This is a genomic window from Pseudomonas sp. BIGb0164, assembly GCF_024810135.1.
GTDB lineage: Bacteria > Pseudomonadota > Gammaproteobacteria > Pseudomonadales > Pseudomonadaceae > Aquipseudomonas.
Genome location: NZ_JANUEA010000002.1, coordinates 722,803 through 737,623, shown reverse-complemented (window position 1 = coordinate 737,623; position 14,821 = coordinate 722,803). Strand labels below are relative to the sequence as shown.

Below are 14,821 nucleotides of genomic sequence, written 5' to 3'. Positions count from 1 at the left end.
GCGCCTGGGGCGCTTTTCCCTTTTTTTCGGCTGGATCAAATGATGGCTAAGCAACAACAAGTGGTGATTGTCGGCGGTGGCGTGATCGGGTTGTTGACGGCGTTCAACCTGGCCAGCCAGGGGCAGGCGGTGGTATTGCTGGAGCGCTGTGGCCTTGGGCAGGAATCGTCATGGGCAGGGGGCGGCATTGTTTCTCCGCTGTATCCGTGGCGCTACAGCCCGGCAGTCACCGCGTTGGCCCATTGGTCCCAGGACTTTTATCCACAGTTGGCGCAACGGCTGTTTGCCGCCACGGGCATTGACCCCGAGGTTCACACCACGGGCCTTTACTGGCTCGACCTGGATGATGAAGCGGATGCCCTGGCGTGGGCAGCCCGTGAAGGCCGGCCATTGAGCAAGGTGGATGTGTCGGAGGCCCATGACGCGGTTCCGGTGCTGGGTGGCGGTTACTCGCAGGCGATCTACATGGCTGACGTCGCTAACGTACGCAACCCGCGCCTGGTCAAATCCCTGAAGGCGGCGCTGTTGGCGCTGCCCGGTGTTACGGTGCATGAGCAGTGCGAAGTGGCGGGTTTTGTCCTGGAAGGCGGCAGGGTAGTGGGGGTGGAAACGGCGACGGGGCCGGTTCTTGGCGATCAGGTCGTGCTGGCGGCAGGGGCCTGGAGTGGCGAGTTGCTGGGCAAGCTGGGCCTGTCGCTGCCCGTTGAGCCGGTCAAGGGCCAGATGATCCTGTACAAGTGCGCTTCGGACTTCCTGTCGAGCATGGTCCTGGCCAAGGGGCGCTACGCGATCCCTCGGCGCGACGGGCATATTCTGATCGGCAGTACGCTGGAGCATGAAGGGTTCGACAAGACCCCGACCGACGTGGCGCTTGAGAGCCTCAAGGCTTCAGCGGTTGAGTTGATTCCCGCGCTGGCGAATGCCGAAGTGGTGGGGCATTGGGCCGGATTGCGTCCTGGCTCGCCCGAAGGCATCCCCTACATCGGCAAAGTGCCCGGTTTCGAAGGGTTATGGCTCAACTGCGGGCATTACCGCAATGGCCTGGTGCTTGCCCCCGCGTCCTGCCAGCTGTTTGCTGATTTGTTGCTGGAGCGTGCGCCAATCATTGATCCGGCGCCTTATGCACCAGAAGGCCGGCTCAGCGCTGGATAGACTTCGGGCCTTGCTCAAGATGCGCCTGGGTGCAGTACCACTCCTGGCGTGAGCTCAGGGCGCGGTCCTGCGGCAGGTGCACGCCGCAGTGGGCGCAGCGCACCATCAGGGCTGCGTCGGGTTCGCTGGCTCTTTGCTGCTTGGCGGCCGGGCTTTTGAATTTGCGCCAGAACCATACCGCGGCAGCAATAACGGCAATCCAGAACAGTAGACGAACCATGATGGGCAGTTTCTCGACAGGGAATGCGCCAGTTTAGCCAAGGACGTGGCAGGCGCACAGCGCAATAATGCTTGCCCATTAAAAAGGGAGCCCCTAAGGGCTCCCTTTTGCGTTGCGCCGACGTATCAGTCGAACACACCGAAGGTCATGTAGCTGAACCACGAACGGTCCTCGTTGTTGCCCAGGGCCTGCGGCGTCTCTTCTTCAATCACGTCGCCATTTTCATCATGCGGCTTGAGGTCCGAAGGGATTGCATCCTTGGCGTCCTGGAACTGCTTCATCACGTCCTGGTTGGCGCGGGTTTCGCCCGGCGGCAGCGGTGGACGGGACTCGATCAGGCCCAGGGTGTATTTGCTCAGCCACGAACGGTTGTCCGCTTCGGCAACCTGAGGCACGAATTGGCCGTCTTTCAGGCTTGGGTGATCCGGGTAGTTGAGTTTGAGGGTTTCCAGGCTGGTGGCCGCCAGGGCGTCCAGGTGCAGGCGCTGGTAAGCCTCGGTCATCACGGCCAGGCCATCACCCACGGAAGGGGTTTCCTGGAAGTTTTCCACGACATAACGGCCACGGTTGGCGGCAGCGACATAGGCCTGGCGGGTCAGGTAGTAGTGGGCTACGTGGATTTCGTAGGAAGCCAGCAGGTTGCGCAGGTAGATCATGCGCTGCTTGGCGTCTGGCGCGTAGCGGCTGTTCGGGTAGCGGCTGGTCAGCTGGGCGAACTCGTTGTAGGAGTCGCGGGCGGCACCCGGGTCACGCTTGGTCATGTCCAGCGGCAGGAAGCGCGCCAGCAGGCCAACGTCCTGGTCGAACGAGGTCAGGCCCTTCATGTAGTAGGCGTAGTCCACGTTCGGGTGCTGAGGGTGCAGGCGGATGAAACGCTCGGCGGCGGACTTGGCAGCTTCCGGCTCGGCGTTCTTGTAGTTGGCGTAGATCAGCTCGAGCTGGGCCTGGTCGGCGTAGCGCCCGAACGGATAGCGCGACTCCAGGGCCTTCAGCTTGGCTGTGGCGCTGGTGTAGCTATTATTGTCCAAGTCTTTTTGAGCCAGTTGGTACAGCTCGACTTCGCTCAGGTTTTCGTCGACGACTTCCTTTGTTGACGAGCAAGCAGCAGTCATGGCGAGGATGGCGATCAGCAGCAGGTGTTTCACTTGCATGGCGGCTTGCGTCCCTATGACGGCCGCTGTCTTGGGCGGGGCCGTCCTGTTATGATGAGCGCCCCGTTGAAAGCCTCGGGGCAAAAGACGCCGTATTTAACCACAAGCGCGCAGCCGAAACCAAAGGCTGTGCCACGCCTAGTCTGAGCATGTCCGATAAAATTGAACTTCGCGCAGAGGTGCCGTCCGAATTGGGCGGCCAACGCCTCGATCAAGTCGCCGCACAATTATTCGCTGAGCACTCGCGCTCGCGCCTTTCCGCCTGGATCAAAGACGGCCGCCTGACTGTGGATGGAGCGGTTATCCGCCCGCGAGACATAGTCCATGGGGGTGCGATTCTTGAGCTGACTGCCGAGCAGGAAGCCCAGGGAGAATGGGTTGCCCAGGACATCGAGCTGGATATCGTCTATGAAGACGACGACATCCTGGTCATCAACAAACCCGCAGGCCTGGTGGTTCACCCGGCAGCCGGGCACGCTGATGGCACCTTGCTCAATGCCCTGTTGCACCACGTGCCGGACATCATCAACGTACCGCGTTGCGGCATCGTGCACCGCCTGGACAAGGACACCACCGGTTTGATGGTGGTGGCCAAGACCATCCAGGCGCAGACGCAGTTGGTCACACAATTGCAGAGCCGCAGCGTCAGCCGGATCTACGAGTGCATCGTGATCGGCGTAGTGGTGGCGGGTGGCAAGATCAACGCCCCGATCGGTCGCCACGGCCAGCAGCGCCAGCGTATGGCGGTGATGGAAGGCGGCAAGCAGGCCGTGAGCCACTACCGCGTGCTCGAACGCTTCCGCTCCCACACTCACGTGAGGGTCAAGCTGGAAACCGGCCGTACCCACCAGATTCGCGTGCACATGGCCCACATCAACTTCCCGCTGGTGGGGGACCCGGCCTACGGTGGCCGCTTCCGTATTCCGCCAGCGGCCAGTGCGACCATGGTTGAATCGCTGAAAAACTTCCCGCGCCAGGCACTGCATGCACGCTTCCTGGAACTGGACCATCCGACGAGCGGTAAGCGCATGAGCTGGGAATCGCCTTTGCCAGACGATCTGGTCTGGTTGCTGTCGTTGCTCAAGCAGGATCGCGAGGCGTTTATCGGATGAGTGACTGGCTGATTCCTGACTGGCCCGCGCCGGCTCGGGTGAAAGCCTGCGTCACTACCCGTGCGGGCGGCGTCAGCCTGGCGCCGTTCGACAGCCTTAACCTGGGTGATCATGTCGAGGATGACCTTGAGGCTGTCCTTGAGAACCGCCGTCGTCTCAGTGATGCCTTCGATATCCAGCCGGCCTGGCTGCGCCAGGTTCACGGCGTGAACGTGGTTGAGGCAGACCCGGCTCGCACCGTCGAAGCCGATGCCAGTTGGACCAGCACCCCAGGCGTTGCCTGCGCATCGATGACTGCCGATTGCCTGCCCGCGTTGTTCTGCAACCGCGCGGGCACCCGCGTAGCGGCGGCTCACGCCGGTTGGCGTGGCCTGGCGGCAGGCGTGCTGGAAGCCGCTTTCGACAGCCTGGTGGCTGAACCCGGCGAAGTGCTGGTCTGGCTCGGCCCGGCCATTGGCCCGCAAGCCTTTGAAGTGGGTCCGGAAGTGCGTGAGGCCTTCATGCAGCAACTGCCAATTACCGCTGAGGCCTTCGTGCCCAGCCGCAACCCCGGCAAGTTCATGGCCGACATCTATCAACTGGCTCGCCTGCGCCTTGCCGCACACGGCGTCACGGCGGTGTATGGCGGCGGCTTCTGCACCGTGACCGACCCGCGCTTCTTTTCTTACCGCCGCAGCCCTCGCACCGGTCGGTTTGCCTCCCTTGTCTGGCTGGAACGCTAGACTCATCTGATCTGCGTCAACTGTCTGTCGCTTGAAACTCCCAGAATCCACCCCATCTATAAGGGTATCTGGCAGGTTTCTTCATTCAGGATGTTTTATAGCTCCGGCCTGCTCAAAAGGAAGGTGACTAATGCGTATTGATCGTTTAACCAGCAAATTGCAGTTGGCACTGTCTGACTCTCAATCCTTGGCGGTGGGCCTCGACCACCCGGCCATCGAGCCTGCGCACTTGATGCAGGCGCTCCTGGAGCAGCAAGGTGGTTCTATCAAGCCCTTGTTGATGCAGGTGGGCTTCGACGTCAACAGCCTGCGCAAGGAGTTGAGCAAAGAGCTCGACCAACTGCCGAAAATCCAAAATCCGACCGGCGACGTGAATATGTCGCAGGAATTGGCGCGCCTGCTCAACCAGGCCGATCGCCTGGCGCAGCAGAAAGGTGACCAGTTCATTTCCAGCGAACTGGTGCTGCTCGCCGCCATGGACGAGAACAGCAAGCTCGGCAAATTGTTGCTGGGCCAGGGCGTGAGCAAGAAAGCCCTGGAAAATGCCATCAACAACCTGCGTGGCGGCGACGCGGTAAACGACCCTAACCATGAGGAGTCGCGCCAGGCCCTCGACAAATACACCGTCGACCTGACCAAGCGTGCCGAAGAGGGCAAGCTCGACCCGGTGATCGGCCGTGACGATGAAATTCGTCGCACCATCCAGGTACTGCAACGGCGCACCAAGAACAACCCGGTGCTGATCGGTGAGCCAGGCGTGGGTAAAACCGCAATTGCCGAAGGCCTGGCCCAGCGCATCATCAATGGTGAAGTGCCGGACGGCCTTAAAGGCAAGCGCCTGCTGTCCCTGGACATGGGGGCGTTGATCGCGGGTGCCAAGTTCCGTGGTGAGTTCGAAGAGCGGCTCAAATCCCTGCTTAATGAGCTGTCAAAGCAAGAAGGGCAGATCATTCTGTTTATCGACGAGCTGCACACCATGGTCGGCGCCGGTAAAGGCGAAGGCTCCATGGATGCGGGCAACATGCTCAAGCCGGCGCTGGCGCGGGGCGAGTTGCACTGCGTGGGTGCTACGACGCTCAACGAGTACCGTCAGTACATTGAAAAGGATGCGGCCCTTGAGCGTCGCTTCCAGAAAGTGCTGGTGGAAGAGCCGAGCGAAGAAGACACCATCGCGATCCTGCGTGGCCTGAAAGAGCGGTATGAGGTCCACCACAAGGTGGCGATCACCGACGGTGCGATCATTGCGGCGGCCAAATTGAGCCACCGCTACATCACTGACCGTCAGTTGCCCGACAAGGCCATCGACCTGATCGACGAAGCGGCCAGCCGTATCCGCATGGAGATCGACTCCAAGCCGGAAGTGCTCGACCGTCTGGATCGGCGCCTGATTCAACTGAAAGTTGAGTCCCAGGCCCTGAAGAAAGAAGAGGACGAGGCGGCGAAGAAACGCCTGGAAAAACTCCAGGAAGAAATCGTGCGCCTGGAACGTGAGTATTCGGACCTGGAAGAAATCTGGACCTCGGAAAAAGCCGAAGTGCAGGGCTCTGCGCAGATCCAGCAGAAAATCGAGCAGTCCCGCCAGGAGCTGGAAGCCGCACGCCGTAAAGGCGACCTGAACCGCATGGCCGAGTTGCAGTACGGGGTGATCCCGGACCTGGAGCGCAGCCTGCAGATGGTCGACCAGCACGGTCAAAGCGAGAACCAACTGCTGCGCAGCAAGGTGACCGAAGAAGAAATCGCCGAAGTTGTCTCGAAGTGGACCGGCATTCCTGTGTCGAAAATGCTTGAAGGCGAGCGCGACAAGCTGCTGAAGATGGAAAGCCTGTTGCACCAACGCGTGATCGGCCAGGAAGAGGCCGTGGTGGCGGTGGCCAACGCGGTGCGGCGTTCCCGGGCCGGCTTGTCCGACCCGAACCGGCCAAGCGGCTCGTTCATGTTCCTCGGCCCGACCGGCGTGGGCAAGACCGAGCTGTGCAAGGCCCTCGCCGAGTTCCTCTTTGATACAGAAGAGGCCATGGTACGGATCGACATGTCCGAATTCATGGAGAAACACTCGGTGGCTCGCCTGATCGGCGCACCACCAGGCTATGTGGGCTATGAAGAGGGCGGTTACCTGACCGAAGCCGTGCGGCGCAAGCCTTACTCGGTGATCTTGCTGGATGAGGTCGAGAAGGCGCATCCTGATGTGTTCAACATCCTGCTGCAAGTGCTGGAAGATGGTCGCCTGACGGACAGCCACGGGCGTACTGTGGACTTTCGCAATACGGTGATCGTGATGACCTCCAACCTGGGCTCCGCGCAGATCCAGGAGCTGGTGGGTGATCGTGAAGGCCAGCGTGCGGCCGTGATGGACGCGCTGACCAGTCACTTCCGTCCGGAATTCATCAACCGGGTCGATGAAGTGGTGATCTTCGAACCGTTGGCGCGGGATCAGATCGCGGGCATCACCGAGATCCAGCTGGGTCGCCTGCGTGGCCGGCTGGCGGAGCGCGAGCTGGACCTGGTGCTCAGCAGCGAGGCGTTGGACAAGCTGATCGCGGTGGGCTACGACCCGGTGTATGGCGCACGGCCTTTGAAACGTGCGATTCAACGTTGGATCGAAAACCCGCTGGCCCAGTTGATCCTGTCGGGCAGCTTCATGCCGGGCACCAGCGTCGAGGCAACCGTGGAAAACGACGAGATCGTCTTCCACTGAGCCCGGTTTGCAGGCAAATAAGAGAAGGCCCCGCATTGCGGGGCCTTTTTTTTCGATAGGGCGTTGAACTGTAAGGCAAAGGCTTGTAAAGTGCGCCCCGCAGCAACGTCAGCCCACGGGTTTCTTCTCCCCAAGAAGAAATCAGAAACAAGCGCAAATCATTGTCTTAAAAGCAATTTAAAGGGTTGACAGGGGTTTTTAAGATTGTAGAATAGCGCGCCTCAGAGACATGAACGTAGCGATACGGGCAAGTCGAAGAGAAGGTAGTAAGCAGTAACGCAGTAATTTGAAATATGTAGTTCCGTGATAGCTCAGTCGGTAGAGCAAATGACTGTTAATCATTGGGTCCCAGGTTCGAGTCCTGGTCACGGAGCCAATTTCAAAATCGGGGTATAGCGCAGTCCGGTAGCGCGCCTGCTTTGGGAGCAGGATGTCGGGAGTTCGAATCCCCCTACCCCGACCATATTTGGGTCGTTAGCTCAGTTGGTAGAGCAGTTGGCTTTTAACCAATTGGTCGTAGGTTCGAATCCCACACGACCCACCATTTTTGAAACCAGTTAACGCTGGAATCGAATCTTAAGATCAGAGGCCAAAAGCGCTGATCGAAGAAGGCGACTGAAAGGTCGCCTTTTTTTTACCGGGGTATAGCGCAGTCCGGTAGCGCGCCTGCTTTGGGAGCAGGATGTCAGGAGTTCGAATCCCCTTACCCCGACCATATTAAAAATCCTCGTATCGAAAGATACGGGGATTTTTTTTGCTCACGATTTCTGAACTGACTGCTGGGCAAATGTGGGAGCGGGCTTGCTCGCGAATGCGGCGGATCAGTGACAGATGTACTGCCTGACACACTGCTTTCGCGAGCAAGCCCGCTCCCACACTGGTTTGCGCTGTTAGTGGAGTTTCAGGCGTGGCTCGGTCCCGCGCCCAATCTTGCTGCCCAGCATCAGCATGGCCGTGCGGAAGAATCCGTACAGTGCCATTTGGTGCATGCGGTACAACGACACGTAGAACATCCGCGCCAGCCAGCCCTCCAGCATCACGCTGCCGGTGAGGTTGCCCATCAGGTTACCCACCGCCGAGAACCGCGACAGCGAGATCAGCGAGCCGTAGTCGGTGTACTTGTAAGTCGGCAGGTCCTTGCCCTCGATGCGCAGTTTCAGGGACTTGGCCAGCAACGATGCCTGCTGGTGAGCCGCCTGGGCGCGTGGTGGAACATTGCGGTCGGTGCCCGGTTGCGGGCAGGCGGCGCAGTCCCCAAAGGCAAAGATGTTTTCGTCGCGAGTGGTCTGCAGGGTCGGCAACACTTGCAGTTGGTTGATGCGGTTGGTTTCCAGGCCGTCGATGTCCTTGAGGAACCCCGGTGCACGAATGCCGGCCGCCCATACCTTGAGGCTGGCGGGAATGACCTGGCCGCTGCTGGTGATCAGGGCGTCAGCCGTCACTTCACTGACCGCCGAGTTGGTCAGCACGGTCACGCCAAGCTTTTCCAGGGTTTTATGCACAGGCCCGCCGATACGTTCCGGCAGGGCAGGCAGCACCCGTGGGCCGGCTTCGATCAGGGTGATGTGCATGTTTTCCGGCTTGATGCGGTCCAGGCCATAGGCGGCCAGTTCGTGCGCGGCGTTGTGCAGCTCGGCGGCCAGTTCAACACCGGTTGCACCGGCGCCGACGATGGCGACACTGATTTTCTCTTCCACGTCGGTTTGCCCGGCATGGGCGCGCAGGTAGTGGTTGAGCAGTTGTTGGTGGAAGCGCTCGGCCTGTTTGCGCGTGTCGAGGAACAGGCAGTGCTGCGCCGCGCCTTCGGTGCCGAAGTCGTTGGTGGTGCTGCCGACCGCGATCACCAGGCTGTCGTAGCTCAGCACGCGTGCAGGTACCAGTTCACGGCCTTCTTCATCGAGGGTGGCGGCCAGCTGGATTTTCTTCTGCTCACGGTCAAGCCCGCTCATGCGCCCCAGCTGGAACTCGAAGTGGTTCCATTTCGCCTGGGCGACATAATTGAGTTCGTCTTCCGATGAGTTCAGGGAGCCGGCAGCCACCTCGTGCAACAGAGGCTTCCAGATGTGGGTGAGGTTGGCGTCCACCAGCGTGATGCTGGCCGTGCCGCGCTTGCCCAGAGTCTTACCCAGGCGGGTAGCCAACTCCAGGCCGCCGGCGCCGCCGCCGACGATAATAATACGATGGGTCATGGGGATATCTCGCAAGGCTAAAAGAAATCGGAGCAGTTACCCCCGCGAGCGCCAGGCAGCTCATAGCGTCAGGTAACTCAGAAGGCGACTCAGCAGGCCCAGCCCGATCACGGCCGCCAGCACCACAACGAGGAGCAGCCACGGCCTGAAAGGCTTGCGCTCGACTCTGTTCTGGGAGAGTTGCAGGTACTCTTCGACATGCTGTTGGTCATCGGGGTTCAGGCGGCTGGTCATAAAGGCCTCGTCAGGTAGACGTTGCAAAAGGGCGCCACGTTACAGTCTGTGAATGGGCGGCATTGCCACAAGCGTAGCCGGTGCCCGCCTCACAGGCTGATGCCCACGTCGAATACTATGCTGCGCCCCAGGTTGTTGCGCAAGAAATCCGGTGCGTCGGGGTGGGCGAACAGTACCCGTGCAAAGGTCGGCCCCACCAGCGACAGTGAACGCCAACCCTGGCGCAGGTACTCGGTGGGCGGCGGAAAGTGACTGTTGAGGTCCAGCACCTCACGCTTGAGACTGGTGAAGGCGATCAGGTCCAGCTCGCCCAGGTCCATCCCGCGTTCTTTATAGTTATGGGCTTTTTTGCGCAGCGTCGGTGCCAGGCGCAGCAGAAACTCATGGGCGGGGATGCGTCGCGGCTTGGCTTCGCGCCGCACCAGTTGGCTCAGGGAGAAAGCGCTGCGCCGCCTGAGTAGCTCATCGCGCCATTCGTCGTTCAGGCGCCGGCCTTCATCCAAGACGAAAAACACTTCGAAACTGGCGTCGCGAAACAGCACGTCCGGCGGCTCTTGCCCGGCGGCATGAAATTCTTCAGCGCGGTAGGGCACATTCAAGCCTTGCAGCAGGCGCTGGCAGACCCAACGCTCACGCTCCCATTTGCGGGCATTGGACAAGAACGCATTGGCTTGTTCGGCCGCTACGGTGAGCAGGCGCAAGTAATCTGAGTCATCCATGCTTGCAGCTTAGCGCCCAAATGATGACCGCAGGAAGTCCTGCTGCAAAAGCTCGGTGTAGACTGGGCGTGCAGAGGTTTTCCAGGTATGGGGAGTGCGTCGTGAAGTGTTTTGTTGTGCTGTTTTTGAGTCTTCTGCCCCTTTGGGCCCAAGCCGTTGAAGTGGGTGAGCGGCTTGCGCCCTGGACCTTGCTGGACCAATTCGACCAGGCCTACAGCCTGAATGATCAGGCGAAAATTCTGTTGGTCGCCCGCAGCATGGATGCCGCAAAGCGGGTGGACGCGGCGTTGCAAGGCCAACCCAAGGGGTATCTGGAAGCGCGACAGGCCGTGTTTGTCGCTGACATCCAGCGCATGCCCCGGCTGATCGCCAAGTTGTTCGCGGTGCCGGCCATGCAGGCCTACAGCTATCGGGTGATGCTGGATCGCGACGCGCGTGTCGCGCCGCGCTACACGGGGCGTGTGGATAAAGTGCTGTGGTTGCAACTGGATAAGGGCAAGCTGGTTGCGCAGCGTGAATACGGTTCTGCCGCTGAGCTGCGTCAGGCGTTGGAGCAGGTGGCACCGTGATCAGTGCCGCGGTGCTGGCGCCAGAGACCCTCACGGTCGGGTGGCTGTTGTTCGCACCCGTGGTGATGTGGGCGGTCCTGCGCTCGTCGTGGCTTGAGTTGTTCGCTGACCGGCGGCGTCAGCACCTGTTGTTCGGCACGGTGTTCGCGTTGTTCATGCTATGGCTGGTGCGGCGGGATTTCGACACCGGCGTTTCCTACCACTTTATTGGCATGACCGCCGTCACGTTGCTGCTCGACTGGCCGCTGGCAATCGTTGGCGGTGTTGCGGCCCAGATGGGCCTGGTGCTGTTGGGGCGTCAGGATCTGGCGGCGGTTGGGGTCAACGGTCTGCTGTTGATTGGCTTGCCCGTGCTGGTGACCGAGACCTGTGCGCTGCTGGTCGAGCGGGCGCAACCCAGGAACCCCTTCGTGTACATCTTCTGCTCCGGCTTTTTTGCTGCTGCTTTGTCGGCGTTGCTCTGCCTGTTGATAGGGCTGGGCCTGTTGTGGTTCGACGGCCGTTTCGCGATGCCGGAATGGCTGGAAGATTTCGTCGGCTACCTCTGGCTGATCATCTTCCCCGAAGCCTTCATCAACGGCATGGTGATCAGCGCCCTGGTGGTGTTCTGCCCTGAATGGCTGGAGACCTTCAACCGCACGCGTTATCTCTCGGCGCCCTGGAAGGATGACGATTCGCAGCGTTGACCTGGATCAAATCCCGCGCAGCCGAGCAGGCCCATGCTCTGCGAAATTTTCCTGGGCAAGGTGGGAGCACGAATCATGAGTGTGTACGAATGGGCACGGCAAGAGCTGCGTAGAAGCCAGGATGCTGCGCAGGAAATCGGCTTTGACCCGGGCCTGACGCTGCGCGCCATGCTCAGTGCGGTGGTGCAGCAGAGCAAAGGCGTGCGCAGTTTCGAAGACCTGGCCGACGAGCTGCAATACCTTGCAGAAAATCTCGACGACCAGCAGGAATACGCCTTTATGCGCCCTTAATGGCGAGGCGGCAGGTCTTCGGAAAACAGCTCGTCTTCGGCATCCGGCGCTACGGGAATCTTGTGTTCCTCGGCGGCCCAGGCGCCCAGGTCGATGAGTTTGCAACGGTCCGAGCAGAACGGCCGGTTGAGGTTGGTCGCTTTCCATTCCACGGGTGCGCCGCAGGTTGGGCAGTCGACGGTCAGGGGTTGGCTCATGATCGGCCTCCACGCAAAGTAAGGTAAAAGTGATGCAGTCGCTCGACCTCGCTGTGCAGCCAGGCGAGGTCTCGGTCATTGACCAGCACGTCATCGGCATGGTTCAGGCGGTCTTCGCGGCTGGACTGGGCCTTGAGGATCGCCTGCACCTGTTGCTCGCTGATGCCGTCGCGCTGCAGGGTACGCTGAATCTGCAACGATTGCGGCACGTCGATCACCAGGATGCGCTGGGTCATGCTGTACTGGCCCGACTCGATCAGCAGCGGCGACACGAGGATCGCGTAGGGTGAGCGGGCGCGGGCCAGGTGGCTGCGAATCTCTTCGCCAATCAGTGGGTGCAGCAGGGCTTCGAGCCAGCGGCGTTCTTCGGGCACTTCAAAGATCAGTGTGCGCAACGCGGCGCGGTCCAGCTGGCCGTCAGGTTGCAGCACACCCGCACCAAAGTGTTCGGCGATGCTGGCCAACGCCGGTCGGCCGGGTTCGACGACCCAGCGGGCAGCGTGGTCGGCGTCGACGAGGTCAATGCCCAGGTCAATGAAGTGCTGGGCGGCGGCGCTTTTGCCACTGCCTATGCCGCCTGTGAGGCCAAGAATCCAGGGTGTTGCGACAGAAGTGGTCATCTGAAACCGACAGACTGCAAATAGAAGTCGGTTATTTGACCACCCCAGAGCAATGCAATCCAGCCGGCAATGGCCAGATACGGACCAAACGGCATCGGTGTCGATGCCTGGGCCTTGCGCAGGCGCAGCAACATCAGCCCGACAAACACCCCGACCAGCGATGACATCAGCAGGGTCATGGGCAGCACCTGCCAGCCGCCCCAGGCGCCGAGCAGCGCGAGCAGCTTGAAATCGCCGTGGCCCATGCCGTCCTTGCCCGTGACCAGCTTGAACAACCAGAACACCGACCACAGGCTCATGTAGCCGATCACCGCGCCCCACACGGCATCGGGTAATGCCACCAACAGGCCAAAGCTGTTGACGACCAACCCCAGCCACAACAGGGGCAGCACCAGCACATCCGGCAACAGTTGGTGGTCCACGTCGATCAGGCTCATTGCCAGTAGGCCCCAGCTCAGCAGCAGCACCCCACAGGCTTGCCAGCCAAAGCCGAAATGCCAGGCAACCATGGCCGAGAGCAGCCCGCACGCCAGCTCGGTGAAGGGGTAGCGGGCACTGATGGGCGTTTGGCAATGGGCGCAGCGCCCCTTGAGCATCAGGTAGCTGAGCAGTGGGATGTTTTCCCAGGGGCGAATCGGTTGGTTGCAGTGCGGGCAGCAGGAGTTGGGGCGCATCAGGTTGTAGGTGGGGCCGATAGGGTCAACGGGTAACCCGAGCACTTCCTGGGCCTGGATGCGCCATTCCCGTTCGAGCATTTTCGGCAGGCGCCACACCACCACATTGAGGAAGCTGCCGACGATCAGGCCAAGCACCAGCGCCATCGCGGTAAACGCCCACGGATGTTCACTCAACAGCAGGTTCAAAATGCCGCACCGAGCTGGAAGACGGGCAGGTACATGGCGACGACCAGCGCGCCGACAATGCCGCCCAGCAGCACCATGATCAACGGCTCCATCAGGCTGGTCAGGTTATCGACCAGGTGTTCCACGTCGGCCTCGTAGTGGCTGGCGACCTTTTCCAGCATGTGGTCCAGGGTGCCGGACTCTTCACCTATTGCGGTCATCTGGATCGCCATGCCAGGGAACAGGTTGCTGGCGGCCATGGATTGATTCAACGGCATGCCGGTGGAGACGTCGTGACGCATATGTTCGATTGCCTGTTTGAATGGGCCGTTGCCCACGGCGCCCGCCACGGAGCCCAGTGCTTGCACCAGGGGTACGCCGGCTGCAAAAGTCGTGGAGAGTGTGCGGGCGTAACGGGCGACGGCGGATTTTTTCAGCAGTGTGCCTGCCAGGGGCGTGTTCAACAAACCGGCATCCACCCTGTAGCGAAACCCCGGGGATACCTGATAGGCCTGGCGCAGCCCGACAATCGCCACGCCCAGGCCGAGCGCCACGCCCCACCAGGCCTGTTGCAGGAACTCGGACAAGCCAATGACCTGCAGGGTAAAACCGGGCAACTGGCTGTCGACACCCGCGAACAGGCTCTGGAATTGCGGCACCACATGGATCAGCAGCACTGTACTGACCACGCTGGCGACCACCAGCACTGCGATGGGGTAGGTCATGGCTTTCTTGATGCGGGCCTTGAGCTGTTGGCTTTTCTCCAGATGGAGGGCTATGCGTTCCAGCAGCGTTTCCAAAGCACCCGCCAGCTCCCCGGCGGCCACCAGGTTGCAATACAGTTCATCGAAATGGCGCGGGTGCTTGCGCAGTGCTGTCGCCAGGCTGTTGCCGGTCGCGATCGCGTGTTTCAGGCCCTTTACCAGTTCGCGCACCTGCCGGTTCTCGAAGCCCTCGCCGATGATGTCGAAGGCTTGCAAAAGAGGAATGCCGGCCTTCAGCAACGTCGCCAGTTGGCGGGTGAACAGGGCGATGTCTGCGGGCTTGATCGGTGTAACCAGGTTGGGCATGCCGGGAGATCGCTTGCGCACGCGTTCGGGGCAGATGCCCTGGCGGCGCAGTTGTGCCTTGACCAGCGCCACATCGTGGCCAGCGGTTTGCCCGGAAACCCTGCGCCCCTTGCGGTTGATGCCTTCCCACGCGTAGATCGTCGAAGTGTCGTTCATGTCTTGTTTGCGCACAGAGGAAGTGGAAGATTTATAGCTTAGTCAGATGACGGATTCGGGCCGGCGGGTGTTGCACGATAAAATGTCAGAATGTGCGTCTTGTGCGCGATTGACCCCCTGCGGATGAGTACACTGGCGCGGCTGTACAACACGAGGCGCAGGACGCGCCTTGTCATGAGTTCTATCCTGGAGAGTG

The 14,821-nt window shown here is 60.8% G+C and carries 16 protein-coding genes and 4 tRNA genes; 11 read left to right on the top strand and 9 right to left on the bottom strand.

Features of this window, described 5'->3' with window-relative positions; translation table 11 throughout:
* Positions 1 to 42: 42 nt before the first annotated feature.
* Entirely contained in the window at positions 43 to 1,152 is a 1,110-nt protein-coding gene (gene thiO, locus M2394_RS07305) for a glycine oxidase ThiO (protein ID WP_259171980.1), read from the top strand.
* Here thiO and M2394_RS07300 read toward each other — a convergent pair.
* Entirely contained in the window at positions 1,139 to 1,372 is a 234-nt protein-coding gene (locus M2394_RS07300; RefSeq protein ID WP_178919156.1) for a PP0621 family protein, read from the bottom strand. The genes thiO and M2394_RS07300 overlap by 14 nt on opposite strands.
* A 125-nt stretch (positions 1,373 to 1,497) precedes the next feature.
* A complete protein-coding gene (locus M2394_RS07295; RefSeq protein ID WP_178919153.1) occupies positions 1,498 to 2,523 on the bottom strand; it encodes an outer membrane protein assembly factor BamD in 1,026 nt (341 codons plus the stop codon).
* 149 nt (positions 2,524 to 2,672) lie between these two features.
* Between M2394_RS07295 and rluD the strand changes: the two genes are divergently transcribed.
* The 7 genes from rluD (at position 2,673) to M2394_RS07260 (ending at position 7,767) form a co-directional block, all read left to right on the top strand.
* Positions 2,673 to 3,635 carry a 23S rRNA pseudouridine(1911/1915/1917) synthase RluD gene (gene rluD, locus M2394_RS07290; protein WP_105697438.1) on the top strand — a complete coding sequence of 321 codons (963 nt, stop codon included), beginning with the start codon at positions 2,673 to 2,675 and terminating at the stop codon, positions 3,633 to 3,635.
* Positions 3,632 to 4,357, top strand: coding sequence for a peptidoglycan editing factor PgeF (gene pgeF / locus M2394_RS07285; RefSeq protein ID WP_259171979.1), 726 nt, complete (start codon positions 3,632 to 3,634; stop codon positions 4,355 to 4,357). Before rluD ends, pgeF begins: the two co-directional genes overlap by 4 nt.
* Before the next feature lie 130 nt (positions 4,358 to 4,487).
* Positions 4,488 to 7,052 carry an ATP-dependent chaperone ClpB gene (clpB, locus tag M2394_RS07280; protein WP_259171978.1) on the top strand — a complete coding sequence of 855 codons (2,565 nt, stop codon included), beginning with the start codon at positions 4,488 to 4,490 and terminating at the stop codon, positions 7,050 to 7,052.
* Between the two features lie 300 nt (positions 7,053 to 7,352).
* Positions 7,353 to 7,428, top strand: a tRNA-Asn gene (locus tag M2394_RS07275).
* Positions 7,429 to 7,438: 10 nt separating this feature from the next.
* A tRNA-Pro gene (locus M2394_RS07270) sits at positions 7,439 to 7,515 on the top strand.
* 5 nt (positions 7,516 to 7,520) lie between these two features.
* Positions 7,521 to 7,596, top strand: a tRNA-Lys gene (locus tag M2394_RS07265).
* Between the two features lie 94 nt (positions 7,597 to 7,690).
* A tRNA-Pro gene (locus M2394_RS07260) sits at positions 7,691 to 7,767 on the top strand.
* A 175-nt stretch (positions 7,768 to 7,942) separates the two neighbouring features.
* Here the strand turns inward: M2394_RS07260 and M2394_RS07255 are convergent.
* The 3 genes from M2394_RS07255 to M2394_RS07245 all read right to left on the bottom strand — a co-directional run bounded on the left by M2394_RS07255 (position 7,943) and on the right by M2394_RS07245 (position 10,194).
* Positions 7,943 to 9,241 carry an NAD(P)/FAD-dependent oxidoreductase gene (locus M2394_RS07255; protein WP_176995150.1) on the bottom strand — a complete coding sequence of 433 codons (1,299 nt, stop codon included), beginning with the start codon at positions 9,239 to 9,241 and terminating at the stop codon, positions 7,943 to 7,945.
* 60 nt (positions 9,242 to 9,301) lie between these two features.
* Positions 9,302 to 9,475: a DUF3094 family protein gene (locus M2394_RS07250; protein ID WP_176995149.1), complete on the bottom strand. Its 174-nt coding sequence runs from the start codon at positions 9,473 to 9,475 to the stop codon at positions 9,302 to 9,304.
* Positions 9,476 to 9,564: 89 nt separating this feature from the next.
* The gene (locus M2394_RS07245; protein WP_083360208.1) at positions 9,565 to 10,194 is read right to left on the bottom strand and encodes a DUF1780 domain-containing protein; all 630 of its coding nucleotides are present in this window, start codon (positions 10,192 to 10,194) and stop codon (positions 9,565 to 9,567) included.
* A gap of 101 nt (positions 10,195 to 10,295) precedes the next feature.
* Here M2394_RS07245 and M2394_RS07240 point away from each other — a divergent pair, with 101 nt between their 5' ends.
* From M2394_RS07240 to M2394_RS07230, 3 genes are all read left to right on the top strand, one after another.
* The gene (locus M2394_RS07240; protein ID WP_259171977.1) at positions 10,296 to 10,763 is read left to right on the top strand and encodes an FAD/FMN-containing dehydrogenase; all 468 of its coding nucleotides are present in this window, start codon (positions 10,296 to 10,298) and stop codon (positions 10,761 to 10,763) included.
* Positions 10,760 to 11,449, top strand: coding sequence for an energy-coupling factor ABC transporter permease (locus tag M2394_RS07235; RefSeq protein WP_178919146.1), 690 nt, complete (start codon positions 10,760 to 10,762; stop codon positions 11,447 to 11,449). Before M2394_RS07240 ends, M2394_RS07235 begins: the two co-directional genes overlap by 4 nt.
* Positions 11,450 to 11,524: 75 nt before the next feature.
* Positions 11,525 to 11,740: a hypothetical protein gene (locus M2394_RS07230; protein ID WP_003171680.1), complete on the top strand. Its 216-nt coding sequence runs from the start codon at positions 11,525 to 11,527 to the stop codon at positions 11,738 to 11,740.
* Here M2394_RS07230 and yacG read toward each other — a convergent pair.
* Genes yacG through M2394_RS07210 form a run of 4 tightly spaced genes read right to left on the bottom strand, consistent with a single transcriptional unit; the run spans position 11,737 to position 14,625 of the window.
* Positions 11,737 to 11,937 (bottom strand): DNA gyrase inhibitor YacG, encoded by a 201-nt coding sequence (gene yacG / locus M2394_RS07225; protein WP_003188437.1) that lies wholly within the window; start codon positions 11,935 to 11,937, stop codon positions 11,737 to 11,739. The genes M2394_RS07230 and yacG overlap by 4 nt on opposite strands.
* Positions 11,934 to 12,557: a dephospho-CoA kinase gene (gene coaE, locus M2394_RS07220; RefSeq protein ID WP_178919144.1), complete on the bottom strand. Its 624-nt coding sequence runs from the start codon at positions 12,555 to 12,557 to the stop codon at positions 11,934 to 11,936. Before coaE ends, yacG begins: the two co-directional genes overlap by 4 nt.
* Positions 12,554 to 13,420, bottom strand: coding sequence for an A24 family peptidase (locus M2394_RS07215; protein ID WP_259171976.1), 867 nt, complete (start codon positions 13,418 to 13,420; stop codon positions 12,554 to 12,556). Before M2394_RS07215 ends, coaE begins: the two co-directional genes overlap by 4 nt.
* The gene (locus M2394_RS07210) at positions 13,417 to 14,625 is read right to left on the bottom strand and encodes a type II secretion system F family protein (RefSeq protein WP_259171975.1); all 1,209 of its coding nucleotides are present in this window, start codon (positions 14,623 to 14,625) and stop codon (positions 13,417 to 13,419) included. Before M2394_RS07210 ends, M2394_RS07215 begins: the two co-directional genes overlap by 4 nt.
* Between the last annotated feature and the right edge of the window lie 196 nt (positions 14,626 to 14,821).

Excerpts from the sequence above, each read along its gene's own strand:
- clpB (WP_259171978.1), top strand. The coding sequence starts at position 4,488 with ATGCGTATTGATCGTTTAACCAGCAAATTGCAGTTGGCACTGTCTGAC.
- M2394_RS07295 (WP_178919153.1), bottom strand. The coding sequence starts at position 2,523 with ATGCAAGTGAAACACCTGCTGCTGATCGCCATCCTCGCCATGACTGCT.
- rluD (WP_105697438.1), top strand. The coding sequence starts at position 2,673 with ATGTCCGATAAAATTGAACTTCGCGCAGAGGTGCCGTCCGAATTGGGC.
- coaE (WP_178919144.1), bottom strand. The coding sequence starts at position 12,557 with ATGACCACTTCTGTCGCAACACCCTGGATTCTTGGCCTCACAGGCGGC.
- M2394_RS07250 (WP_176995149.1), bottom strand. The coding sequence starts at position 9,475 with ATGACCAGCCGCCTGAACCCCGATGACCAACAGCATGTCGAAGAGTAC.
- M2394_RS07255 (WP_176995150.1), bottom strand. The coding sequence starts at position 9,241 with ATGACCCATCGTATTATTATCGTCGGCGGCGGCGCCGGCGGCCTGGAG.
- thiO (WP_259171980.1), top strand. The coding sequence starts at position 43 with ATGGCTAAGCAACAACAAGTGGTGATTGTCGGCGGTGGCGTGATCGGG.
- M2394_RS07245 (WP_083360208.1), bottom strand. The coding sequence starts at position 10,194 with ATGGATGACTCAGATTACTTGCGCCTGCTCACCGTAGCGGCCGAACAA.
- pgeF (WP_259171979.1), top strand. The coding sequence starts at position 3,632 with ATGAGTGACTGGCTGATTCCTGACTGGCCCGCGCCGGCTCGGGTGAAA.
- M2394_RS07300 (WP_178919156.1), bottom strand. The coding sequence starts at position 1,372 with ATGGTTCGTCTACTGTTCTGGATTGCCGTTATTGCTGCCGCGGTATGG.
- M2394_RS07230 (WP_003171680.1), top strand. The coding sequence starts at position 11,525 with ATGAGTGTGTACGAATGGGCACGGCAAGAGCTGCGTAGAAGCCAGGAT.
- M2394_RS07210 (WP_259171975.1), bottom strand. The coding sequence starts at position 14,625 with ATGAACGACACTTCGACGATCTACGCGTGGGAAGGCATCAACCGCAAG.
- yacG (WP_003188437.1), bottom strand. The coding sequence starts at position 11,937 with ATGAGCCAACCCCTGACCGTCGACTGCCCAACCTGCGGCGCACCCGTG.